We start from the raw sequence: 25,795 nt of genomic DNA, 5'->3' as shown, positions 1-25,795 counted from the left end.
TTTTATAATAGTTAACTGTGATTATTTGTTGTTAACTTTGTTCACTTTCTTGGATGTTATTGAATATATTACAAATGGTATTAAAACTGTAATTATAAAACTTATACTTAATATAGTTAAATATTCATGAACACTTTTTCCACTTAATTGACTTGGTGGGAAAAATGATATAACTAGTGCAAATACTGAAGTTACTAATCCACATGCTGCTACTATTAATTTGAATACTTTTCCTCCAGGTACTTGGTAAGAACGTTTTAAATCTGATTTTTTTAGTACAAGCATAAAATAACCTATAAAGAATAGTAAATATCCAACTAAATATATAACAACTGTTAATGATATAGCTGTAAGGAATGATACATTGTTTCCTCCTCCACCAAAAGTAAGTACCGCTGCCCATATTGTAACTACTACACCTTGTATAAAAACTAAATTTACAGGAACATCATGTTTATTAGTTTTTGTTAAAGATTTAGGTAAAATTCCTTTTTGTGCCGCTGTATACATACCTCTTGAAGGTCCTACAACCCATGCACTAACTTCACCCATTACACCTAATGCTAATAATATCGCCATAAGTTTAACAAGCCATGTTCCATGAGGCATAAAGTGTAATATTAAAACCTTAAATGTCTCAACAACGCCTGAGCTTAAACTCAATTCACTTTGTGGTATTACAGATGCAACTGTTAATCCACCTACAGTGTTTAAAATTATTGCTAATATAACTAACATAATCATAGCTAATGGATAGTTCTTTTTAGCATTATCTAATTCATTTACATGAGAAGCTGATGCTTCAACCCCCATATATGCAAGTATAAATGAAACAAATACAACTAATGTATTTACTTTTGTAAAATCAGGTACAAAGTATTTTAATCCTATTTTTACATCTAGTGGATTACCTTGAACTATATAAGCTATTGATACTCCAAATAAAACTATTGCAGGTATTACTATACCAAATATAAATCCAGCTTTTGCTATTTTTGCTGTGTTTTTTGTTCCTCCTAACTGTGAAAATGTTAATACCCAGAATATTATTAATACTCCTATAAATTTCACAAATGGAACTGTATTTAACGCATCCCAATTAAATATATATGAAACACAACCTAATATAAAATAAATCATTGTTACAAATCCAACTGTTATTTGAAACCATTGAAAAAATATTGCCGCAAATCCAAACTTCTCTCCTAATGTATTCCCAACCCATGCAAAAATTCCACCTTCTTGCCAGCCTTCAACTGTAGCCATTTCTGCCGCACATAGAGCAACTGGTAAGAACCATAATATACCTCCAAGTAAAAGGAAGAATACCAAACTAAATCCTGATGTTGCAAATGTAGGATATTCATAAACCGTCATAACCATTGATGCGGTCATCGCAAAGAATGCAAATAAACTAAGGGAATTCCTTTTAGCTGTCTGTCCCTCTCTCATGTCAATCATCTCCTAGTATATTCAATTATTTACAACATAAATTATTCTAGGCCTATAATAATCAATTGTCGTTTTGTATATTGTATATATACCCTTTGTATTTAGCTCAAAACAATTTTTGCAAAAAATATTTCATCAAAAAATATTTTTGCAATAAAAAAAACATTAATTACCTTTTTACAAACAATTTAAAAAAGTCTTAGTATTTTCAAAAATACTAAGACTTTTTCTTTAGGACTTAACTTTGGCTATTTTATTTTTAGTGAGTAAATCCATATACTTTATTTTCTGGTTCTTTACCATGTACTAATACATTTGCATCATTTAAGTCTTTTATAGCTGCTTTTAAGTCTCTTATAAATAGTTCAGCCATATCATGACTTAAATCTGCTCTACATACTATACGTTGTATAATAGTATCTTGTAAGTTTATTGGTAATGGATATGCAGGTATTTGCCATCCTTTCATTGCTAATCTATCTGCTAAATCATATAATGTCCATTCTACATTAGCATTATCTACTAATCTATAACATACTATTGGTAAGTTTTCACCATTATTGTATATTTTAAATAATCCTGTTTTTTCTATTTCATCTGATAAATACATTGCTACTTCTTTTGTACGTTGATGTATTTGTCTGTATCCTTCAAATCCAAGACGTAAGAAGTTATAATATTGTCCTATAACTTGACTTGCTGATCTTGAGAAGTTTATTGCCATTGTTGGCATTGTTCCTCCTAAGTAACTTACTTCAAATATTAATTCTTTTGGTAAGTACTCTTCATCTTTCCATATTACCCATCCTATACCTGGGTAAACTAATCCATATTTATGTCCTGATGTACTTATTGATACTACATTTTTTAATCTAAAGTCCCATTCCATATCTGGATCTATAAATGGAGTAAATAATCCTCCTGATGCTCCATCAACGTGAATTGGTACACTTATTTTAGCTGTTTTATTATATTCTTCTAATAATGCATCTAATGCTTTTATATCATCAAATTTTCCTGTATATGTTATACCTTGTAATGCTACAACCCCTATTGTGTAGTCATCTACATAGTCTAATACTTTATCTATATTTAAACTCATATGTTCTTCATCCATTGGTACTAAACGCATCTCTATATCCCAGTATACACAGAATTTTTCCCAACAAACTTGATATCCTGATGATACTACTAAGTTTGGTTTCTTACTTGTAACGTCCATTCCTAATTTCTTAGCTCTATTTCTCCATCTAAACTTCATTGCCATACCACCAAGCATACATGCTTCTGATGATCCAACTGTTGATGTTCCTATGTAGTTCATATCTTCTGGCGCATGCCATAAGTTTGCTATCATATTTACACATCTGTTTTCCATTTCTGTTGTTTGTGGATATTCTGATTTATCTATTGCATTTTTCTCTAATGTTTCTGCCATAAGTTTTGTTGCTTCATCTTCCATATATGTTTGACAGAATGTGCATAGATTAAGTCTTGCATTTCCTTCATTCATTAATTCATCTTTTATTAATCTGTATGCTACATTTGGAGCAATAGAATCTTTCCCTAGTTCTTCTTTAGGTATGCTAGAGCCAGATTCTGTTGTCCCAAATATTGGAGTTTCATAACTATCTCCTAATTTATTTTTTCTACCAAATAACATTTTAAAAGCCTCCTTTGTATATAAACATATACATTTAAATTATTTTAATAACAAAAAACATAATTTAAAACTTTTTTTTACTATTTAGAATACATATACAATCATTTTTTGGTTGTTATCTTTGTTTTACTAAGTTTTTCTTTGTTTTCTATTATATTTTATATATACCTCTTAAAATTAAATTTAAACATTTTTTATATTATTTTATTTAGATTTTGATGTTCCACTTTCTAGTATTGAAACTATAGAGAATAAAGTAAAACATATAGCCCCTAATCCAATCATTACACGAGCTGGTATAAAATAAGATATATTAAATATTTCTGCTTCAAATAAAAATGCACCTATGAATAAGCATGTAAGAGCTGTAAAAACAGGTATTAATGGAACCCTTTTTGAAAGTGGATTAGACTTTCTCCATACCATGCCTAATAATAAAACTTTACTTAAAATACTATAGCAAACAATACCTAATCCAATTAAAACATATCCTGGGGCTATCCAAGCTGGATTTTTAGCTATTATAAGTATTGCAGTTCCCCATAAAACATCTATAGTTCCTAATATTACAACGCCTATGGCCCATTTATAACGTTCTTTATCTGTAAAAGTATTTTGTATTTGTTTAACTATACTAACTACTAACATTATTAAACTAGCACAAACTAATGATATTCCAACAAGCACATGTCCCGCTACGAAATGGTCATTTGTTGTAGATGAAAATAGTAAATATACCCCTCTAATAAATCCAATTAAGGTACATATTATAGGTACAGCTATTAATGTTTTTACTGTTGATTCTTTAAATGCTTCTTCTTGTTTTTCTCCTTCTTTTAAGCTACTACTATTTTTAGGAATTAGCATAAACTTTGTTGATGCTGTTGCTACAGTAGATACACAGCATGTTATTAACCCTAATCCAAATACAACATTTCCAGATACAAAATAAGGTGGGTTAGATATTCCTATTTGCCATAAAACAATACCTGAAACTATTGTAAATATTCCAGATAAATAACCTAAAGTAGGTAATGCCCACTTATAAAAATTATTATACTTATTTATAAGTTGTCTTATTATAGTTGCAGCAGTTGTAAATAAAGCTATACATATAGCTGTTAAAAATATTAATACATGTCCTGCAACTACAAAATCTGATCCCATAGCTTGTCCTAAATCCTTAACATAAAATCCATACCCTAAACATATGGCACCCATAAGTAATGGTATTGCTCTAAAAAGAACACTAATATAATAATTCATTTCTATTACCTCCAAAATTTAATAAATATCCTTTAATTTATTAATCCTATATATTAAAAAAGCAACTGGTACAAATACTATAGCACCAGTTGCTTTTTAAACATTCAATCTTGTTTTAGTGAGTAAAACCGTATGTTTTATTTTCTGTTTCTTTACCATGTACTATTACATTTGCGTTATTTAAGTCTTTTATAGCTGCTTTTAAGTCTCTTATAAATAGTTCAGCCATGTCATGGCTTAAGTCTGCTCTACATACTATACGTTGTATAATAGTATTTTCTAAGTTTATTGGTAATGGATATGCAGGTATTTGCCATCCTTTCATTGCTAATCTATCTGCTAAATCATATAATGTCCATTCTACGTTAGCGTTATCTACTAATCTATAACATACTATTGGTAAGTTTTCACCATTATTATATATTTTAAATAATCCTGTTTTTTCTATTTCATCTGATAAATACATTGCAACTTCTTTTGTACGTTGATGTATTTGTCTGTATCCTTCAAATCCAAGACGTAAGAAGTTATAATATTGTCCTATAACTTGACTTGCTGATCTTGAGAAGTTTATCGCCATTGTTGGCATTGTTCCTCCTAAGTAGCTTACTTCAAATATTAATTCTTTTGGTAAGTACTCTTCATCTTTCCATATTACCCATCCTATACCTGGGTAAACTAATCCATATTTATGTCCTGATGTACTTATTGATACTACATTTTTTAATCTAAAGTCCCATTCCATATCTGGATCTATAAATGGAGTAAATAATCCTCCTGATGCACCGTCAACGTGAATTGGTACACTTATTTTAGCTGTTTTGTTATATTCTTCTAGTAATGCATCTAATGCTTTTATATCATCAAATTTTCCTGTATATGTTATACCTTGTAATGCTACAACCCCTATTGTATAATCATCTACATAGTCTAATACTTTATCTATATTTAAACTCATATGTTCTTCATCCATTGGTACTAAACGCATCTCTATATCCCAGTATACACAGAATTTTTCCCAACAAACTTGATATCCTGATGATACTACTAAGTTTGGTTTCTTACTTGTAACATCCATTCCTAATTTCTTAGCTCTATTTCTCCATCTAAACTTCATTGCCATACCACCAAGCATACATGCTTCTGATGATCCAACTGTTGATGTTCCTATGTAGTTCATATCTTCTGGCGCATGCCATAAGTTTGCTATCATATTTACACATCTGTTTTCCATTTCTGTTGTTTGTGGATATTCTGATTTATCTATTGCATTTTTCTCTAATGTTTCTGCCATAAGTTTTGTTGCTTCATCTTCCATATATGTTTGACAGAATGTACATAGGTTAAGTCTTGCATTGCCTTCATTCATCAATTCATCTTTTATTAATCTATATGCTATGTTTGGAGCAATAGAATCTTTCCCTAGTTCTTCTTTAGGTATGCTAGAGCCAGATTCTGTTGTCCCAAATATTGGTGTCTCATAACTATCTCCTAATTTATTTTTTCTACCAAATAACATTTTAAAAACCTCCTTATTATTGTTTAATCTATTCTAAAACTTATTTTCCTACTTTTGTTGTTTTTGCATCTCTTTTTTTAGATGTAATCGCATATATTACAAATGGTATTAAAACTGTAATAATGAAACTTATTATTAATATAGTTAAGTATTCATGAGCACTTTTTCCTGTTAATTGAGCTGGTGGTACAAATGAAATACATAAAGCAAACACTGATGTAATGAAACCACATGCTGCTACTATTAATTTAAATGTTTTACCCCCTGGAACATGATAAGCACGTTTTAAATTACTTTTTTTAAGCACTAATACAAAATATCCTATGAAGAATAATAAGTATCCAACTAAATATATTACAACTGTTAATGATATAGCTGTAAGGAATGATACGTTATTTCCTCCACCACCGAAAGTAAGTACTGCTGCCCATATTGTAACTATTATACCTTGTACGAAAACTAAGTTAATAGGTACGTTGTGTTCATTAGTTTTTGTTAATTCTTTAGGAAGTATACCTTTTTGAGCTGCTGCATACATACCTCTTGAAGGTCCTACAACCCATGCACTAACTTCCCCCATTACTCCTAATGCTAATAATATGGCAATTAATTTTACAATCCATGTACTATGAGGTGCAAAATGTAATACTAAAGCTTTAAATGTTTCCACAACACCTGCACTTAAACTTAATTGGCTTTGTGGAACTACAGCTGCAACTGTTAATCCACCTACAGTATTTAGTACTATAGCAAGAACAACTAATATAATCATAGCTAATGGATAGTTTTTCTCAGCATCTTGTAATTCATTTACGTGAGAAGCTGATGCCTCAACACCCATATAAGCAAGTATAAATGAAACAAATACAACTAATGTATCGATTTTAGAGAAATCTGGTACAAAGTATTTTGCTCCTATTTTTACATCTACTGGATTTCCTTGAAGTATATAAGTTATTGACAAAGCAAATAATATTATTGCTGGTATTAATATCCCAAATATAAATCCAGCTTTTGCTATTTTGGCTGTATTTTTAGTACCACCTAATTGTGAAAATGTTAACAACCAGAAAATCACCAATACACCAATAAACTTGATAAATGGAACATTATTTAATGCATTCCAGTTAAATATGTATGAAACACAACCTAAAATAAAATAAATCATTGTTACAAATCCAACTGTTATTTGAAACCATTGAAAGAATATTGCTGCAAATCCAAATTTTTCTCCTAATGTATTTCCAACCCAAGCAAATATACCACCTTCTTGCCAGCCTTCAACTGTTGCCATTTCTGCTGCACATAGAGCAACTGGTAAGAACCATAATATACCTCCAAGTAAAAGGAAGAATACTAAATGGAAACCTGATGTTGCGAATGTAGGATATTCGTAAACAGTCATAACCATTGATGCGGTCATTGCAAAGAACGCAAACAATGTAAGTGAATGTTTTTTGGATGCTTGTGCATCTTTCATCTTAATCATCTCCTAATATATTTAATTTTTTTCATACTCGCTTCTATCCCTAGAGCGTTGGTATTACTTGTGTCTGTATTAATTAGATACCCGCTAAATTTAGCTTAAAACACATATGGTAAACTTTGTAAAATTCTAAAATTTCTCATTTTACAGATATTATAACAGTTGGTTTAATTATATTTTCTTTTAAACTTAAATATAGTGTTTTTATTAATTTTTCATAAGAATTTTAGCCTTTAAGTTTATATTTTTATGTTTTTGGTATAAATAATTTAAAACAAATTATTTTGATATAAATAATTTATATAATTAATAAATTTTTTAAATTATAAGAAAAAGCTATTAATTTTATAATTACATATGTATATATTCATTTTATAAAACTTATAAAAAAATCTGAAGAAAGTGAAAATACTTTTTAATTATTATTTAAATATATAGATTTTAAATATAATGGCATAAAAAAATATCCACCTAATTAGGTGGATATTTTTTTAATTATTTAATTTGTTTAAAACTTCTTCTAAATCTAAACCATGTATTTCACAAGCTTGCTCTAATCTCTCCATCTGAGCTGATGGGCATCCTATACAACCCATTCCATAACTCATAAGAATTTCTGCCGCATCTGGTCTCATTTTTATTATATCCGCTATTATAGTATCTTTAGTTATCATATTATATACACTCCTTTAAATTAGCTATTTTTAATACATCTTTTCTAAATTTTTCTATTGTTACTCTATCTACAAAATCTCCAAGCTTTTCTCCCATTTGTCCATATTCATTGTAATATTCTAGTATGACTTTTACTAAATTATAAGCTTCTTCCTCTGTTAGATTTTTTGTTACTATGTCTGCGGTCCTTGGATAAAATCCTGCACTTCCTCCGACCGTTATGAAAAACTTACCATCTATATCAACTAATACTCCTACATCCTTTGAGTATACACTAGTACATGCATTTCTACATCCTGCTACCCCTATTTTAGTTCTATTTGGTAATATCATTCCATGAAAATTTTTACTTATCTTCATACCAATACCTATTGTTGGGTATTTAGAACGCTTACAAAAATTTGCTGGGCATATCTCAACATTTTTTACAGAGTTTTGATTTTTAACAGCCGGTTCCATGTCTAAGTCTTTCCATATATCTTCTAGGTCTTCTTGCTTTAAGTTAGTTATAAGAATTCTTTGTCCTGATGTTAATTTTAATACTCCATTATACTTTTTAGCAACATCAGCTATTTTTATAAGTGTATCAGGTAATACAAATCCACCAGGTATATGTGGTGTTATTGCGTAAGTTCTTTTTCCATCTTTAATTTTTTGCAAGTTCCCATAATTACTCATATAAAATTTCCCTTTCATGTTTATTCTAAATATATTATAACCAATATTTTTTTTAAAATATGTAACCTACGTTATAGACTTATTATTTTTTTATTTACTTTTTATTATCTATTACTTATTTTATATTATAAATAATAGATATAACCACTAGCGATTTAATTTTAAAGTAATAGATAATATATTTTAAATTATTCTATTAATATAAATCAATAAAAAAGCTTAATCTTGAATAGATTAAGCTTTTTTATTGATTTATATTAATTTATTATTTTATACAATTAGCAATTTCAGTAAAAATTACTCCTATACCATATGCTCCAGCATCTGGATATCCTAAACTTCTTTCTCCAACTGTTCCTGCACGTCCCATTCTTGCAACTATATGTTCTGTTGATTTAGCTCCTTTTACAGCTTCTTTTGCACCTTTTACAAAAGCTTCTTTAAAGCTATCATTATTCTTAGCTGAAGTTTCCCATGAATTTGCACATGGAACTAAAGCATCTACTAATGTTTTATCTCCTACTACTGCTCCTCTTCCAAAAGATCTTTCTCCTGTAGATTGAATTCCTTTAACTGACGCTTTCATCATATCAGCAAAATCTTTAACATTGATTTCTTTTTTATTCCCAATACTTTTTCCTGCTGATCTAAATGCAGATCCCCATATAGGTCCTGAAGCTCCTCCACAATGTTCCATAATTATCATAGAACAATCATTTAAGAATTCTCCTATACTTAATTTCTCATTTGAAGTTATTTCTTTCCATTCCCTTTTTAATTGTTTAAATCCTTTTGCCACACTCATACCGAAATCTCCATCTCCAGCATGTGCATCTAATTCACAAAATGGAACTTCATTTTTTATTATTACTTCACTCATCTTATCTACTATATAAATCATATTGTCTAATGTTAATATATTATTTTCAATTTTAGAAAAATCAATATTAGTTTCAACTTCAAAAGTAGCATTTTCAGTGCATTTATTATCTTCATATATATCAACATACTCAACGCTTTCTACAGGTCCAGATACTTTAAACGCTGGAGTGTCACTAACTTGAGATAATAAATTTTTTAATTCATCATCTAATTTTAGTATAGATATAGATGCTCCTTCCATATCTATACTAGTCATATAATTTCCAACGAAAGCTCTATTAATTTTTATATTCTTCTTACTTAATTCACGATATACAGAGTTATTTAATAGATATAGTTCTTGTAGAGGAGTTCCCCCAAATCCATTTATAAGTATTGCAACTTCTTCATTATTTCCAACTATATTCATATCTTTTAAAATAGCATCAACCATTTTTTTTGCTAGGTCATCTGCTGATGCCATTTTTTCTCTTCTTATTCCCGGTTCACCATGTATTCCTACTCCAAATTCAATCTCATCTTCTCCTAGTTCAAAAGTAGGAGTTCCTTTTGCAGGTACCGTACATGATGTAAGTGCAAAACCTAAACTTCTAACATTATCTGCCGCTTTTTGTGCTATTGATTTTACATCTTCTAAAGATTTTCCAAGTTCTGCCGCTGCCCCAGCAATTTTGTGAACAAATACAGTTCCTGCCACACCACGTCTACCTACTGTATATAAACTATCTTCAACAGCTATATCATCTTCTACTCTTACATAATCTACTTTTATTCCATCTTCACTAGCTAGATAAGCTGCATTTTTAAAGTTCATCATATCTCCGCTATAATTTTTTATTATAAGCAAAGTTCCTTTATCACTAGCAGTAGACTTTATAGATTGATATACTTGTATTTGAGATGGTGAAGCAAATACATCTCCACAAACAGCAGCATCTAACATACCTTTTCCTACAAATCCTGCATGAGCTGGCTCATGTCCACTTCCACCACCACTTATTAGACTTACTTTGTTTTTATCTATATTTTTTCTCTTTATTATCTTATATTTTTTTATAAATTCAAGTTCTGGATGTGCCATAGCTATACCATTACACATTTCCATAACTACATTTTCTGGTTTATTTATTATCTTTTTCATAGTTACATACCTCTGTTGTTTTTATATTCTCTTCCTATTTTATCAGCTGTTATTATACATGCAGCTACAGATTCAATTTCTATAGGGAATGGCATAGAATAAATTGATTCTTCTGGTATACAAGCTTTTTGTGCAACCGCTAAAGCTTCTTCTTCTGTTATACTATCTACCCCTATATCTTCTAAACACACTGGTAATCCTATTTCTAAGCAAAAATCTAGTACTTGATTTAGCTCTTCTGTAGGTGCATTTTCTAAAACTAGCTGAGCTATTGTCCCAAATGCAACTTTTTCTCCGTGGAAGTATTTATGTGTTCCCTCTAGCATAGTTAATCCATCATGTATTGCATGTGCTGCTGCAAGTCCTCCACTTTCAAATCCTAATCCAGATAAAAGTATATTTGTTTCTATTATATTTTCTAATGCTTGAGTAACTACATTACATTCACATGATTGTTTAGCCTTTACTCCATCTTTTAATAGATTTTCATAACATAATTTAGCTAGTGCTAACGATGCATTAGTTCCTATAGCCGGTTCACACATTTCTTCTCTAACTCCGCAAGGTAATCCTGCATTTACTTTTGTAAATGAACTTGATGTAGCTCTAGCTTCAAAATATGTTGAAAGTGCATCTCCCATACCTGAAACTAAAAATCTAGTAGGTGCTTTAGCTATAACAGTTGTATCAACTAAAACTACACTTGGACTTTGTTTGAAATATGCATAATCATCAAACTCACCTTCTGGAGTATATAATACTGCTGAATGACTTGTTGGTGCATCTGTTGCAGCTATTGTCGGTACTATTATTAAATTATCACCTTGTGCAACACACTTAGCAGTATCTATTGCTTTTCCTCCACCAAGTCCTATAGTACATGAACATTTATTATTCTTAGCTAATTCTTGTAATCTAGCAACTTCTTCTCTTGAACATTCTCCTTTAAAATTACTTTCTACAAAAGTTATATCAAATTTTTTTGAAGTTGAATCTAATTTATCTTTAACACGTTGTATATCGTCCTTATGAGCAATTAGTAACGCTGAATTTCCAAATACTTTTACAAAATAACCTAAGTTTAATAATTCATCTTGCCCTTGTACATATTTTGTAGGACATATAAATGCTTTTCTCATCTTAATCTCTCCTTTGAATTTTGCAAACGCTATTATTTTTTGTTTACACTTATTATAATATCGTTTTCACAAAATTACATTGGATTTAGATGTTAATAAATTACGATTTTAAACCGTAATTTTTTGATGTAAAATTCTAAAGTTGTAAATTATCTACTTTTCGTAATTTTTTTAACAACATAAAATTACTATTTTGTCTTATCTTTATAGTGTTTTCTATATAAAGATGGTGTTACTCCCTCATACTTTTTAAATATTTTTATAAAATATCCAGCTTCACTAAATCCTAGTTCTTCGCTTATTTCATTTATATGCATATCAGTTTCTTTTAAAAGGTTTTTGGCCCACTTTATCTTAAGCTTTGAAATATACGTTGAAAAATTTTCTCCTAATTCTTTTGAAAATAGCCGACTGAAATAACTTGTACTAACATGACATAACTGAGCCATCTTTTCCATAGATAAATTTTCACTTTTATTATTATGTATATATTCTATAGCTGGTTTTAAAGTCTTACTTACTAGGGACTCCTTACTTTCTTTGTTATTTATTTCGCTTATACAACTATTTATAATTGCATTAGACATTTCTTTTTGTATATTTCTAATATTATTTAAGCCATATCCATCAAAAACTTCTTTACTTCTTGATCTTTCATCACTTACAACTCTTTCACACATATCTAAAATTAAATTTTTATCTAAAGCTTCTTCTATTATATACTTAGCTAGATAAAATAACATATTTGAAATATCACTTACTTGCTCATATGATAATATAGGTAAATCATCATAATACTTTTTCAATTCATATGACAATCCTTCAACTTCATTTGCTCTATTGCCTATATTAAGTATTTGCTCTAAATTATCAAAATCATTAGCATTAGATAGCTTTACTTGCCCAGCCATAATTGCCCCAATATACTGTTCATTTATAATTATAGGTATAGCTACATCGACAATATTATAATGACATAAATATATATATGGTTTATTTAAACGAACTGCTTCTAATCCACCTCTTGAATCACATTTTTTACAGTGCTTTGCTAAGTTTGAATTACCTCTTACTATCTCACAAAATTTATGGCAACCGCTATGCTTTGTTAGTGGATTACCTTTATAGTCAACAACTACTATTGCCATATTAGTAACCAATGATAAATAATCCTGTAAATTATCCCACTTGCTGAAATCTATTATCTTATTTAAGCTTAGGTTTTCATTTCTCACTTTTATGCTCCTTTAAAAGTAGTTTTCTAATATTAATTACATAATAATTTTAACATATATAGTTTTATATGAAGTAAAAAAGCTATATTAATAAACATTTTTATTTATATCTGATGACTATTTCATTAATAAACTACATATTTTATATTAAATTTGACCACTAAAGAAGGATTATTACTTGAGTGTGAGAAAAGTGATGAAGATTTATGTGTAAAAATATAATAATTATTTACAAAAAGCTTCTGATTCTGAATTTAAAAATTTATTTAGTCAACTAGCTCAAAAAGAACAACAGCACTTAGATTGAATTAATCAATTATTAAATGGTAGTATTCCTAATATAAATCAACATAATATGTACAATTCAATTATATATTTTAGACCGATAAAGTACCTTAATTCTATTCATTTAATTTAGTTATTATTAAATATCTGAAAATAATTAACTTTTGAACTATAAATTTTAATATTGACTTATTTAAATTTTTATTTATAATATAATACAACAAGTAGATAACTGAGATAGAGGCGCGAAACTTAAGAGTACTATTATGGAGGTAAGCTCGTTGAAGTAATAAGAAAGGAATTTTCGCCGAAGTGAATAGTTAATGGCTTTAATACTATTTGCTGGGCTTATATAAAATATATATAAGACTGTCACATTTTTGTGGAGAGCTATTTTCAATGAAAACGTACGGTACGTTCATACTTTTTAGTATAACATTTTTCGTATAAAATCATGAGATATAGTCTCATGATTTTTTTATTGTTAAAAATTTTATTATCTTAGTTACTTATTTATAATTGACACCATGAGGAGGATAATTTAAATGAGTGAACAGAATCACGAATTGAAAAGAGGGTTAAAAGCAAGACATTTAAATATGATTGCTTTAGGAGGTTCGATAGGAACAGGTATATTTCTTGCTATGGGAGATACTCTTCATCAAGCAGGTCCAGGGGGTGCACTAGTCGCTTATGGACTAATTGGTATTATGGTTTACTTCCTAATAACTAGTTTAGGTGAAATGGCAACTTTCATGCCTATATCAGGTTCATTTAGTTCTTATGCAACGAAATTTATAGATCCAGCTTTAGGTTTTGCTCTTGGTTGGAACTATTGGTACAACTGGGCTATAACAATAGCAGCAGAAATGGTAGCTGGCTCTTTAATAATGAAATACTGGTTCCCTAGTATTCCTGGATTTTATTGGAGTATATTATTTTTAATTATAATAGTAGGTTTAAACTTCTTATCTGCAAAAGCCTATGGCGAGTCTGAGTATTGGTTTGCCGGAATTAAAGTTGTAACGGTTATAATATTTTTAGTAATTGGGGTTTTAATGATATTTGGTATTATGGGTTCTGATGATATAGGTTTCCATAATTACTTTATAGGTGATGGCCCATTTCACGGTGGAATTAAATCTATATTTGCTATATTTTTAGTTGCTGGTTTCTCATTCCAAGGTACAGAACTTATTGGAGTTGCTGCTGGAGAAAGTGAACACCCAGAAAAAACTATTCCAAAAGCTATTAAATCAATATTTTGGAGAATTTTAATATTCTATCTTGGAACTATAATTGTTCTAGGTGCTATAATACCATTTACTAAAGCTGGAGTTTCTGAAAGTCCATTTACTATGGTGTTTGCAAAAGCAGGTATCGCTGGGGCTGCATCTTTAATGAATGCTGTTATATTGACATCTGTTTTATCAGCTGGTAACTCTGGTATGTATGCATCAACAAGAATGCTTCATTCAATGGCTACAGAAGGTCTTGCTCCTAAAATATTTGCAAGAACTAACAAAAGAGGTGTTCCTGTAAATGCTTTAATTTTAACTACTATCGTTGCATCTGCTTGCTTCTTAACTGGAGTATTTGCAGAAAGTACTGTTTATGTTTGGTTAGTTGCTGCATCTGGTCTTGCAGGATTTATAGCATGGGTAGGCATAGCAATTTGCCATTATAGATTTAGAAAAGCATATATTCATCAAGGTCATAGTTTATCTGAATTAAAGTTTAAAGCTAAATGGTATCCATTTGGTCCAATATTAGCACTTCTAATGTGCTTTGTTATTATACTTGGTCAAGGTTATTCTTGCATAACTGAACATGGAGTTGACTGGCATAGTTTAATAGCTTCTTATATTGGAATTCCATTATTCTTTGCTTTATATATAGGATATAAAATAAAACATAAAACAAAAGTAATTTCTTTAGATGATGTTGATTTAACATATAATGATGATTGTAAAAAAGATTTTAAAAATATTGAAAACTCAATATCAGAGCTCAATTAATAAAAAAGCATTACTATAAACTTATAGTAATGCTTTTTTATTGTGTATATATTTTTTATTTTAAGGACATATTAGTTCATATTAAATTTATGAGGTGATATATATGATTAAAGAAATATTAATTGTTGCTTTAGGGGTAATAATCGGAGAACTTGCTTTAGATATAATTAGATAATTGCTTAAAAGGTTAAAAGGATAGTATTTAAATCTCCATTTAATCCTTACTGTATTTGTACAAATTTTTCTATATAAAATATTTTCTCATTTTAAAGTGTATTTAGTAATTTGACTCATTTTTAGTCTATTTACCTTCATATTAAAATGTATTTTCAATAAAATTCTTAAAATTTTTCAGTATTTAAATATAATAAATAATATTAAATAGAATCACCTTGAATAACTGTTAATTTTTCGTAAATAAAAAATAGGGATTAGATTAATCTAATCCCTATTTTTTATTTTATTTAAATTACATAAATTTAAATAAATATATTAAACCTACTATTCCAAGCACTATTAGCCCTATAGCAACATATCTTTCTATCTTAGTAAATTCAGGTTTATTTGGTTCTGTTTCTCTTCTTGCTTTTTTAAATACCGGGATACCTATCGCATAAATAACAAGTGATATTAATAAATATTCAAGTCCTGCTGCGTATAATAACCACAATCCATAGATAGTACCAATTATAGCAGTTACATATGCATAAGTACGACTTGCAAATATTTTTTTAGGATAAGTATCATCTTTTGAAGATATTTTATATAGATATAAAGTTGAAGCAATATAACAAGGTAGTGCCATAACACTTGTTATACTTAACATCATATTCCAAGCATTTCCTGTAAAGTGAACACATATTAATATTATTTGCATTACAATGGTTGATGCAAGCAATGAAAATGATGGTGCTTCATTTTTATTTTCTTTTGTAAATACTTTAGGGAATGTTCCTCCTTTAGCTGCTGCGTATGGTAGTTCTGACAACATAACTGTCCATATAAGCCAAGAACTTAAAATTGCTATAATTACACCTATATTCATTATTATGCTACCCCATTTACCCATTACAGTCATTAAAACTGCAGCAGTTGATGGAGGCGCCATTTTTGATACAGTTCCTTGAGGAACTACACCAAGTGGTAATAATGAAAGTGCTGTATATAATAAAAGACAAATTAAGAACCCTAAAAATGTGGCTTTACCAACATCTTTTTGTGACTTAGCTCTACCAGATACAACAACTGCCCCTTCTATACCTGTAAATACCCATAAGGTTACAAGCATAGTACTCTTAACCTGAGGCAATAATCCACCTAGAGCACTATCATGTACTGATACAACTGTTTTTAATCCCCAGAAGTCTGTAAAGAAAAGTGAAACTTTAAATGATATAGCTAATACTAATATAAATATAGCCAGTGGAACTAATTTACCAATTGTTCCTATTACATTTAAAAATGCAGCTTGTTTAACTCCTGATAAAACTGCAAAATAAATAATCCATAGTACAATCGATCCACAAACAATAGATAACCAGTTATTCCCTCCTGTAAAATATGATGGGAAGAAATAGTTAAGTGAATCCATTAATAGTACTGCATACCCTACATTAGCAAAAGAGTTACATATCCAGTACCCCCACGCCATTAGAAACCCTGTAAATTTACCAAATCCTAACTCTCCATAAGCATATATACCAGTTGTTACATCTGGTCTGGCTGCTGCAAGCACTCTAAATGTATTTGCAATAAACCACATACCAAAACCAGTTATTATCCATGCAATTAATATTGCACCGGCAGATGCATGTTGAGCCATATTTTGTGGTAGATTATAAACCCCACCACCTAGCATAGCACTTATTACTACGCCTGCTAGAGCAACTACACCAAGCTTTTTAGTGCTATTATCTTTCGCTTTACTACTGCTACTTTTATCGCTCATAATAGCCCTCCTAAATTTCATTAAGTTTTATGAAAATTACTAGCTTTAAGTGCATTTTGCTATTTAAACTCTTAACAAAATGTACTTAAAAATAATTATTTTTGAGTACATTCTGTTAATGGTTTAAAGTCCATTTCATCTAGCCAATCATTAAGTGTTAATTGATTTAAACTTGAGAATCCGCTTTCAGGCACTGCATCTCTTGCTAAAGTTACATATGGTGCACAAGTTAATGCATTTCCTATTTCACCCGGTTTCATTATTGTATATGCAAATCCTACATAAGTTCTGTCAAATACTACATGTGAATCTCTACCGCACTCTTTAACTGACCAAGCAACTGCTTTTCTATGTTTTTCTAAGAATTTTCTTAAATCTTCTTCACTATCATTTTTTGTCCAAAGTCCCGCATCCTCTATAAATAAATCCGCACAATTATCTCTGTCGTTTGATAATGAAATTGCTATAAATGACCAAACTCCGTAAGCTTCTCCTTCTGTTAAAGGTCTATTTTCTTTTGGTCTATAAGATGTAACACTTTTATTTGCACATATTACATGAGCTCCTGGTACTGTTGGGAAACGTCTATTTTTTTCTGTACCAAATAATTCAATGCCTGCTTCTAATAAAGGTTTTGCATCATATACATGAAGTGGTGTTCCATCAAATTGTTCAACATCAAATAATGGTTTTTCTTCTTCATTTGCTATATTAAGATGTGTTGCTAAATCATACCCCCATATTTGTCCTGCTATCCCACAAAAAGATGAAGCTGTAAGCATGTTTATTTGACCAACATATGCATCATTTATCTCCGCTCTATCATATGAAACTATTCCATCTAATAGGAAATCGTCTGTTTTTTTTACTGTTCCAACAGAAACTGTAAGAACTGAAACATATCCGTTTCCATAAGCTCCTGGCATTCCGTATCCATCACAATAACGATTATATGGACTTATAGCTGTTTTATCTACTTTAGCCGCTCTTACTTTTCTTACCTTCCTAGGTCCAACCCCTATAGTTTGATTCCTTTGTGACTCTAAATTCTTATTCATTTCAAGCACCTCCTAAAAGTTGTGTACAGTAAATCATCTGTACATAAGGACATATACCCTTGCTCAAAAACGAAAAACAGAAAACGTTTATTTCTTTATATTTAGAAATTTGCTAAATTTACATATACTTGTACATTATTACATTATATATTTATATAATACGCTTTATTATATATAATAAAATTTTCCTATTATAATCATGTATTATTTCTATTTAACTTATTTTTTTATAGGTATTATAATAAATTTAAAGAAAATTTTGTTTAAAATCATTTGAAAGAAGGCGTAAAATATGGCTATAAAATTAATATGTATAGATATGGATGGTACACTTTTAATGGACCAACAAAATATATCTGAAGAAAATAAATCTGCTATTAAAAAGGCTGTTTCCCAAGGGGTTCATGTTGCTATAACTACTGGAAGAGTTTATAACTGTGCTAAATTATACTCAGATGATATTGGGTTAAAGACACCAATAATAGCATCTAATGGAGCTTTTATTGGTGGAAGTAATGGTGAGGTTATTTATAACAATCCTTTAACACCTAATGAAGTTAAAGATTTTCTAAGTACATCAAAAAAATATGGATTGTTTTCTTATTTAACTGCGAACTTTGGAATTGTATCAACCGATGAACTGCCAGAGGATCATATTTATAAAGTTCTAAATAACCGTCTAAAAGATGATGAAAAGATTAAATTTAAAGTTATAAATAGTATAGATGAAGCTTTTAATATGTATCCAAATGAACTTTTAAAAGGTGTTTGTTTAGAAAAACATAATATAGAAAAATTAATACAAGCTAAAAATGAGTTAAAAAAATTGAATCCCGAACTTGAAATAGTATCTTCTTGGGATGATAATTTTGAGATTATGAAAAAAGGAAGTTCTAAAGGAGAAGCCGTATCCCAGCTTGCTAAATATTTCAATTTAAAAAGAGATGAAATTATGTGTATAGGTGATAGCGAAAATGACTTATCAATGATTGAATATGCAGGAATTGGAGTTGCTATGGGAAATGCAATTGATAAAGTAAAAAAATCAGCTCAGTATATAACAGCACCAAATACAGATTCAGGAGTTGCTAAGGCTATAGAAAAGTTTGTATTAAAATAAAAAAACACATTGAAAGAAAATCTTTCAATGTGTTTTTTTATTTTAAATATTAATATCCTATAGTTTTTGCAAATTCTCTTAAAACATCATTTGATTTTTTAAATTTAGCTTCTTCTTCATCTGTCATATCAATTTCAAAAACTTTTTCTGCTCCATCTTTACCTATTATAGTTGGAACTCCTGTATATATATTAGTCTCTCCATATTCTCCTTCAAGCAAAGATGAAACTGGAAGTATTTTCTTCTCGTCACTAAATATAGATTTTATTATACCTACGACAGCAGCTGCAATACCATAATAAGTAGTACCTTTTCTATTGTAAACTTCCCAACCTGCTTTTGCAGTTTTTTCTACTAATTCATCTAAATCCATCTCTGACTTAAGCTTTTCATTTTCATCTAATATTTTTAATAGAGATTTACCTGCTACATTTACATTTGACCAAGGTACCATTTGTGAATCTCCATGTTCACCCATAGAGTATGCATGTATAGATCTTGGATCAATTCCATCTAAATGTTGTGATAAGAAATTCTTTAATCTTGCAGAATCAATAGTTGTACCTGTTCCTATTACTTTATTTTTAGGTAGTCCTGATAATTTCCATATATGATATGCTATTATATCTACTGGATTTGAAGCTATTACGAATATTCCATTAAATCCAGATTTCATAACTTCCTTTACTACTGAATCACATATAGCTGCACTCACACCTAGTGTATCTAATCTAGTTTGTCCTGGCTTTGGAGCTGCTCCAGCTGTAAAGATTATAATATCTACATCTTTACAATCTTCAAATTTAGCTTGTCTTACTTTTGTTCTTTGAGACATATATTCCACACCATGTACTAAATCCCAAGCTTCTCCTTTAGCTTTTTCTTCATTTATATCAATCATTAGTAATTCATCACAAACACATTGGTTAACTAACGCAAATCCACAACTCGAACCAACTAATCCTGTTCCTATGATTGCAATTTTTCTTGATTTTAATGCCATATTTCTACCTCCTGATGATAATTGCTTTTTCTTTATAATAAATTATAACATTTATATTTTATAAAAATCACTTTTTCATTTTATTTTTGTAGAATATTGTATTTTTTTGTAGTTATTATATCTTAATTATATTTTTTTCATTTTTAAGTAAATTAATTTATCCAATAATTGACTAAGTAATACTACTTCTTTTTCTATTCCATGCTTATAATATAGTTCGCCTAATATATACTGCAATTCTTTTATAACTTCATCTAAATTTTCCATCAGTATCTCCCCTATGACTTCATATTCTAAAAAATCTAATAAAACAAAACCGCCTAAATTTTTATTTAGCCGGCTCCTTCTTGTCTTTATATAACATAAAATCTGCTTCCCTTAATACCTTATCTATATTACTTTTTTCATTAAATATAGAATATCCTTGAGATATGCTTACTTTTAAATTTTTATAATATCTATTTTTACAAACTAAGTTAACTTCATCTACATATTTTTTACAATCATCTTCATCTCCATCAATAAGTAATGATATAAATTCATCTCCTCCCCATCTAAATACAATTCCTTTATCTCCACAAGTTTCTTTTAATATATTTGCAATTGACTTTATAAAATTGTCTCCTTCTATATGCCCAAAAGTGTCATTTACTTTTTTAAGTCCATCTATATCACCTATTACAACTCCTATACTAAAGTTATCATTCTTTTTTATTTCAGATATCTTCTCTTCGAAATAAGTTCTATTGTATAATCCTGTAAGTATATCTTTATAACTTAAATCTCTTAATCTTTCTTCAATAAGTTTACTTTTTGTTATATCTCTTACTGATCCTATAAGACCATGTATATTCCCTTGTTTGTCTATTATCGGAGTTTTTATAGTTTGGTAAATTGCAAAATTATCACTTTTAGGTATAGGTACCTTTTCTTCTATATAAAAAGATTTTCTTTCATTAATAACTAATTTGTCAGTTTTATTACAAGCGTTTATAAAACCTTTATCTAAATTAAATTCTAGATCATTTTTTCCTATAACTTCATATATTCCTCTTTCAAAGTAAAATTTTTTACATTCTTCATTGATTATTGTATATTTAAGGTTTTTATCTTTACAAAAGATAATTTCTGGAATGCTATCAATAAGTAAATTGAACATACATGATGCGTTTTTACATTTCTCAATATCTATTGTAGGAATTAAAATTCCAATAACAAAATCATCAGTAATTGGAATTAATAACTTATTGTAATTTATTCCAAATAAACTTATAGGTCCATAATATCCTACACTTGTACTTTCTATTAACCTTAATACCCAATTTAATTCTATATTACTACCTATATTTTTTATAAAATCAGAATCTAAGTCAAAAGTTATCTTAAAACTACTATTAAAAAAAAGTATTTCATCTTTATATTTTACCCATATAGGAACATTCACTTTGTCCAAATCATAAATCCACTTATCCATAATTTTCTCCCCAATAATTTCATAGTATTTCTATATTTGCTTTATTATTAATATAATCTGTAAACTCTTCATTAAATACCTGATCTTTTACATTTATAGTTTTTATCTTATTTATTGGTATAAGTATAAATCTATCATCTAGTTTGGCATATAAATGTAATCCATTATCTTTTAATACATACTTAATTGGATTTACCATATAAACATTTGAGTCAATATACACTTCTATAACCTTTTTATACTTTATACAATATATAATTTCGCTATGAAGATTACTTTCTAAGTCTAGTTTTTTATCAGTAATATCTAATACTATGTATTTTTCAAAATCTTTAATTTCAGATTTAGCTTTTTCCCCACTTACTAACAAAATCTTTTTTATTAAGTTTTCAAATATATCATTTTTAACTAGATGATTTCCTATATATAAAGCTAACATAGCAAAATTGAATTCATTATTGTTAAGTACACCTTTTTTTAAACTATATGTTTTTTCTATTTCAACTCCACCATTTATGCCTCGATGAATAATTACTGGAATTCCTAATACTGTAAGTTTGTCTAAATCCCTTTGAATAGTTTTTACAGATACATTAAAGTGTTGTGCAATTTCTCGTGTTGATAGTCGATCACTTTTTAATAGCAAAAAAAATAATTCTATTAACCTCATACAATGTTCTCCTTCTTATTTTTAAGTGTTACTTTATCAATTATTTTTTATTAGTTACCATTTATATAACTTAAAATTAAAGTTAATACCTGTATTTAAGCCTATGATATTCTTCTAAAATCTAAATGACTTATAATTACCAAATTAATATAATTTTCCAAATTACCTTTTTCTTAAATTAAATGGTATTGTTGAAGTATTTCTTTAAGGTTAATTAAGATTTATTTTTATATCTGTTGTCCCACATTGTTATCCAAAATTAATTTATTTAATCTAATCGATTTCTAAACTTAACCATATATAACACCTTAATCTTTGCACATCTTTTGTCCGATTCTCCAACATTCTCAAATTATCATCCACAAACAATTTATATAACCCCTAAATATCTAGATTAAACGTTTAAGTGCATAAAATCACTATTATGATATTTAATAATAATCTTAATTTAGGACACCTAACGTCTTATTTTGTCGTAAAAAGGAAAATTCACCCATTTTAATAATATTTCAATTGGATATTATATCAGATTTTTTGTTTAATTTTAAAAATAAAAAAGTGTAGGCATTAATTTGCCTACACTTTTGAATTATTTTAGCCTAAAAACCTTATTTTTTATTTAAGCTTAGAGTAATATTCTACAACTAGAATATCATTTATTTCTATTGGAACTTCCATTCTTTCAGGTACTTTTGTAAGAGTTCCTGAGAAGTTTTCTAAATTCTTACTTAAGTAAGAATATTGGCTATTAGCATTTTGTTGAAAACTATCTTTAAACATAGTATTTTTCTGAGATTTTTCTCTTAACGATATAACTTCTCCTACTGAAACTCCATAAGAAGGTCTATCTACTTTTTTCCCATCTACTAATATATGTCCATGAACAACCATTTGACGAGCTTGTCTTATAGAACTTGCTAAACCTAATCTATAAACTAAATTATCAAGTCTACACTCTAGTAGCTGAACCAAAGCTGTACCTGTTGCTTCACCAGACTTCATAGCTTTTTTCACATAGTTAGAAAATTGTTTTTCTAATACTCCATAGTAAGCTTTTAATCTTTGTTTTTCTAATAATTGCATACCATAAGGTGAAAGTTTTTTGTCTGCTCTAGACGTACCTCTAGTTGCTCTGTCCATCGCTTTTGGATGTCCACATACATTTAATCCTAGTCTTCTACATTGTTTAAATCTAGGTCCCATCATTTTTGCCATAATTATCATCTCCTATAAAATCAGAAATTTGCCGCGATAACTTTAAGCCTGAATATAATATATCATATTTTTTTGTAAAAGTAAATGACTTTCATTATCAATAAAAAAAGCCACGAGTAAAATCGTGACTTTTTCGAATAAGTTTTTCAATATTTTAGGATTAAGTTAAGTGTAAATTATTTAGATTAGTGTAATTATTTGGCAATTTAAATCCTTAATACTTTAAGTTTGCGTGCTGAAAAGTTTTAGGATTCAGGTACACTCTAAATGTCGAGAGAAACTCAGTGATTTCTCTTTCTAAATTTATTATATCATGGAAAAATTATTTTGTAAATGAAAATAACTATCATTTTCATTTTTTTATTTATATCTACAAATATATTTAGTAATATAATTGTTTGCTAAATAAAAGTAGGTACAGTAAAATACTGTACCTACTTTTATTTTATAAAGATCTATTTATGCAACTTATATGCTTCAACTTCAAACTTTGATTGTAAATCTTTATTGTAAACTTTATATGATCTCATTTCTTTGACAACAATTATCCATGTTATAACTATAGCAATAAAATCCGATACTGGTTGAGCATACCAAACTCCATCTAATCCAATTAATTTAGATAATATTATAGTCACAGGAATTAGTATTATCACTTGTCTAAGTAGACCTAAAATTATTGCTTTTTTAGCTTTACCTACAGATTGTATATAATTTGACCCTAGTATAGATATAGGTACCAATGGCATCATTAATGAATACTTTTTCAGTCCATTTATAGTTACTGAAACTAAATCTTTATCACTATTAAATGCTTTAACTAATATACTTGGCCATATATTTATTACTACCCAGCCTACCGTTAATATAACTATTCCATATACTAATGATATATTGAAGGTCTTTTTTACTCTATCATATTGCTTTTTCCCATAGTTAAAACCTATAATTGGTTGAGATCCTTGGCTAATTCCAAAGACGGGCATAAAAAATACAAGCATGATTGAAGTTATAGTAGACATAGCCCCTATAGCTAAATCTCCTCCATATAACTTTAGTGCATTGTTACAAACTATTTGAACTATACTTGCAGCGATTTGCATAGAAAATGCTGCCATACCTATCACACATATCATTTCTACAGTCTTTAAATCTAATTTTAAATATTCTCTTTTTAATTTTAAGTTTGATTTACCTTTTATATAATACATAATTCCCCAAATAGCAGTAATAACCTGAGCTATAACAGTAGCAATAGCAGCTCCTTCTATCCCCATGTTAAATTTAAATATGAATATATAATCTAAAAATATATTGAGTATACACCCAACAGACATTATTATTGCTGCTAATTTAGGATTTCCATCTCCTCTTATTGTACTATTTAAAGTAAATGCAGATATATTAAATACAGCTCCTAAAAGAATTATATTAACAAATGGTTGTGCATATGGTAAGGATTGTTCACTAGCTCCAAACAATATTAATATCTTCTCTCCAAATATAATCCCTATAAATGTTAAAACTATTCCTATAATTATAGATAAGGTTATTGAATTTCCAAGTACTCTATCAGCTTCCTCTATTTTACCTTCTCCTAATTTTATAGATATATTAGTAATTGCACCTATTCCAACCAACATACCAAAAGCTATTAGTATTGTAGTTATAGGCATTGTAACTCCTATTCCAGCCGTAGCCAATTTCCCAACATTAGGTATATTTCCGATAAACATTCTATCTACAACATTATATAATGCATTGACAAGCATCCCAATTATAGCTGGGATAGAGTACCTAACAAGTAATTTGCTAATTGGCTCATTTGCTAATAATTCTTGTGTCTTATCCATGTAAATCTCCTTTTT

The 25,795-nt window shown here is 28.7% G+C and carries 20 protein-coding genes and 1 riboswitch; of the genes, 2 read left to right on the top strand and 18 right to left on the bottom strand.

Going from position 1 to position 25,795, the window contains the following annotated elements; genetic code table 11:
- Positions 1 to 21: 21 nt before the first annotated feature.
- The 10 genes from gadC (ATCC9714_RS01835) to ATCC9714_RS01790 form a co-directional block, all read right to left on the bottom strand.
- On the bottom strand, positions 22 to 1,452 hold the full coding sequence (gene gadC, locus ATCC9714_RS01835) for a glutamate:gamma-aminobutyrate antiporter (RefSeq protein ID WP_057545622.1): 1,431 nt from the start codon (positions 1,450 to 1,452) through the stop codon (positions 22 to 24).
- A 259-nt stretch (positions 1,453 to 1,711) separates the two neighbouring features.
- Positions 1,712 to 3,115: a glutamate decarboxylase gene (locus ATCC9714_RS01830; RefSeq protein WP_057545621.1), complete on the bottom strand. Its 1,404-nt coding sequence runs from the start codon at positions 3,113 to 3,115 to the stop codon at positions 1,712 to 1,714.
- Between the two features lie 204 nt (positions 3,116 to 3,319).
- A complete protein-coding gene (locus tag ATCC9714_RS01825) occupies positions 3,320 to 4,381 on the bottom strand; it encodes a DUF2776 family protein (RefSeq protein WP_057545620.1) in 1,062 nt (353 codons plus the stop codon).
- 115 nt (positions 4,382 to 4,496) lie between these two features.
- Positions 4,497 to 5,900, bottom strand: a complete 1,404-nt coding sequence (locus ATCC9714_RS01820) for a glutamate decarboxylase (protein WP_057545619.1) — start codon at positions 5,898 to 5,900, stop codon at positions 4,497 to 4,499.
- A gap of 40 nt (positions 5,901 to 5,940) precedes the next feature.
- Positions 5,941 to 7,380, bottom strand: a complete 1,440-nt coding sequence (gadC, locus tag ATCC9714_RS01815; protein WP_021130059.1) for a glutamate:gamma-aminobutyrate antiporter — start codon at positions 7,378 to 7,380, stop codon at positions 5,941 to 5,943.
- A gap of 497 nt (positions 7,381 to 7,877) precedes the next feature.
- Positions 7,878 to 8,060, bottom strand: a complete 183-nt coding sequence (locus ATCC9714_RS01810) for a DUF1858 domain-containing protein (RefSeq protein WP_021130060.1) — start codon at positions 8,058 to 8,060, stop codon at positions 7,878 to 7,880.
- Position 8,061: 1 nt separating this feature from the next.
- A complete protein-coding gene (locus ATCC9714_RS01805; RefSeq protein WP_021126372.1) occupies positions 8,062 to 8,739 on the bottom strand; it encodes a nitrite/sulfite reductase domain-containing protein in 678 nt (225 codons plus the stop codon).
- A 265-nt stretch (positions 8,740 to 9,004) separates the two neighbouring features.
- Entirely contained in the window at positions 9,005 to 10,762 is a 1,758-nt protein-coding gene (gene dhaK / locus ATCC9714_RS01800) for a dihydroxyacetone kinase subunit DhaK (RefSeq protein ID WP_077065732.1), read from the bottom strand.
- Between the two features lie 2 nt (positions 10,763 to 10,764).
- Entirely contained in the window at positions 10,765 to 11,901 is a 1,137-nt protein-coding gene (locus tag ATCC9714_RS01795) for a glycerol dehydrogenase (protein ID WP_021130062.1), read from the bottom strand.
- A 188-nt stretch (positions 11,902 to 12,089) separates the two neighbouring features.
- Entirely contained in the window at positions 12,090 to 13,136 is a 1,047-nt protein-coding gene (locus ATCC9714_RS01790; RefSeq protein WP_057545618.1) for a PocR ligand-binding domain-containing protein, read from the bottom strand.
- A 515-nt stretch (positions 13,137 to 13,651) separates the two neighbouring features.
- Positions 13,652 to 13,822: riboswitch (Lysine riboswitch) on the top strand.
- 144 nt (positions 13,823 to 13,966) lie between these two features.
- On the opposite strand from ATCC9714_RS01790, the gene ATCC9714_RS01785 reads away from it, so the two are divergent.
- Positions 13,967 to 15,439, top strand: a complete 1,473-nt coding sequence (locus ATCC9714_RS01785; protein WP_057545617.1) for an amino acid permease — start codon at positions 13,967 to 13,969, stop codon at positions 15,437 to 15,439.
- Between the two features lie 469 nt (positions 15,440 to 15,908).
- On the opposite strand, the gene ATCC9714_RS01780 is transcribed toward ATCC9714_RS01785, so the two are convergent.
- Positions 15,909 to 17,387: a basic amino acid/polyamine antiporter gene (locus tag ATCC9714_RS01780; protein WP_021130065.1), complete on the bottom strand. Its 1,479-nt coding sequence runs from the start codon at positions 17,385 to 17,387 to the stop codon at positions 15,909 to 15,911.
- Positions 17,388 to 17,482: 95 nt separating this feature from the next.
- Positions 17,483 to 18,445, bottom strand: coding sequence for a histidine decarboxylase, pyruvoyl type (gene hdcA, locus ATCC9714_RS01775; RefSeq protein ID WP_057545616.1), 963 nt, complete (start codon positions 18,443 to 18,445; stop codon positions 17,483 to 17,485).
- Positions 18,446 to 18,737: 292 nt separating this feature from the next.
- On the opposite strand from hdcA, the gene ATCC9714_RS01770 reads away from it, so the two are divergent.
- Entirely contained in the window at positions 18,738 to 19,565 is an 828-nt protein-coding gene (locus tag ATCC9714_RS01770) for a Cof-type HAD-IIB family hydrolase (RefSeq protein WP_055336988.1), read from the top strand.
- 49 nt (positions 19,566 to 19,614) lie between these two features.
- On the opposite strand, the gene ATCC9714_RS01765 is transcribed toward ATCC9714_RS01770, so the two are convergent.
- The 6 genes from ATCC9714_RS01765 to ATCC9714_RS01740 all read right to left on the bottom strand — a co-directional run bounded on the left by ATCC9714_RS01765 (position 19,615) and on the right by ATCC9714_RS01740 (position 25,780).
- A complete protein-coding gene (locus ATCC9714_RS01765; protein ID WP_081013666.1) occupies positions 19,615 to 20,568 on the bottom strand; it encodes an L-lactate dehydrogenase in 954 nt (317 codons plus the stop codon).
- Positions 20,569 to 20,694: 126 nt separating this feature from the next.
- Positions 20,695 to 20,835 carry a hypothetical protein gene (locus tag ATCC9714_RS01760; protein ID WP_021126391.1) on the bottom strand — a complete coding sequence of 47 codons (141 nt, stop codon included), beginning with the start codon at positions 20,833 to 20,835 and terminating at the stop codon, positions 20,695 to 20,697.
- Between the two features lie 61 nt (positions 20,836 to 20,896).
- Positions 20,897 to 22,042, bottom strand: coding sequence for a sensor domain-containing diguanylate cyclase (locus tag ATCC9714_RS01755; RefSeq protein WP_057574350.1), 1,146 nt, complete (start codon positions 22,040 to 22,042; stop codon positions 20,897 to 20,899).
- Positions 22,043 to 22,061: 19 nt separating this feature from the next.
- On the bottom strand, positions 22,062 to 22,712 hold the full coding sequence (locus tag ATCC9714_RS01750; protein WP_055332721.1) for a helix-turn-helix transcriptional regulator: 651 nt from the start codon (positions 22,710 to 22,712) through the stop codon (positions 22,062 to 22,064).
- A 615-nt stretch (positions 22,713 to 23,327) separates the two neighbouring features.
- Positions 23,328 to 23,927 (bottom strand): 30S ribosomal protein S4, encoded by a 600-nt coding sequence (gene rpsD, locus ATCC9714_RS01745; RefSeq protein WP_057545613.1) that lies wholly within the window; start codon positions 23,925 to 23,927, stop codon positions 23,328 to 23,330.
- A gap of 455 nt (positions 23,928 to 24,382) precedes the next feature.
- Positions 24,383 to 25,780, bottom strand: coding sequence for an MATE family efflux transporter (locus ATCC9714_RS01740; protein ID WP_057545612.1), 1,398 nt, complete (start codon positions 25,778 to 25,780; stop codon positions 24,383 to 24,385).
- Between the last annotated feature and the right edge of the window lie 15 nt (positions 25,781 to 25,795).

The sequence above is a fragment of the Paraclostridium sordellii genome, from assembly GCF_000953675.1.
In the GTDB taxonomy this organism is placed as follows: Bacteria; Bacillota; Clostridia; order Peptostreptococcales; family Peptostreptococcaceae; genus Paraclostridium; species Paraclostridium sordellii.
This window is presented reverse-complemented; position numbering and strand designations above follow the sequence as displayed.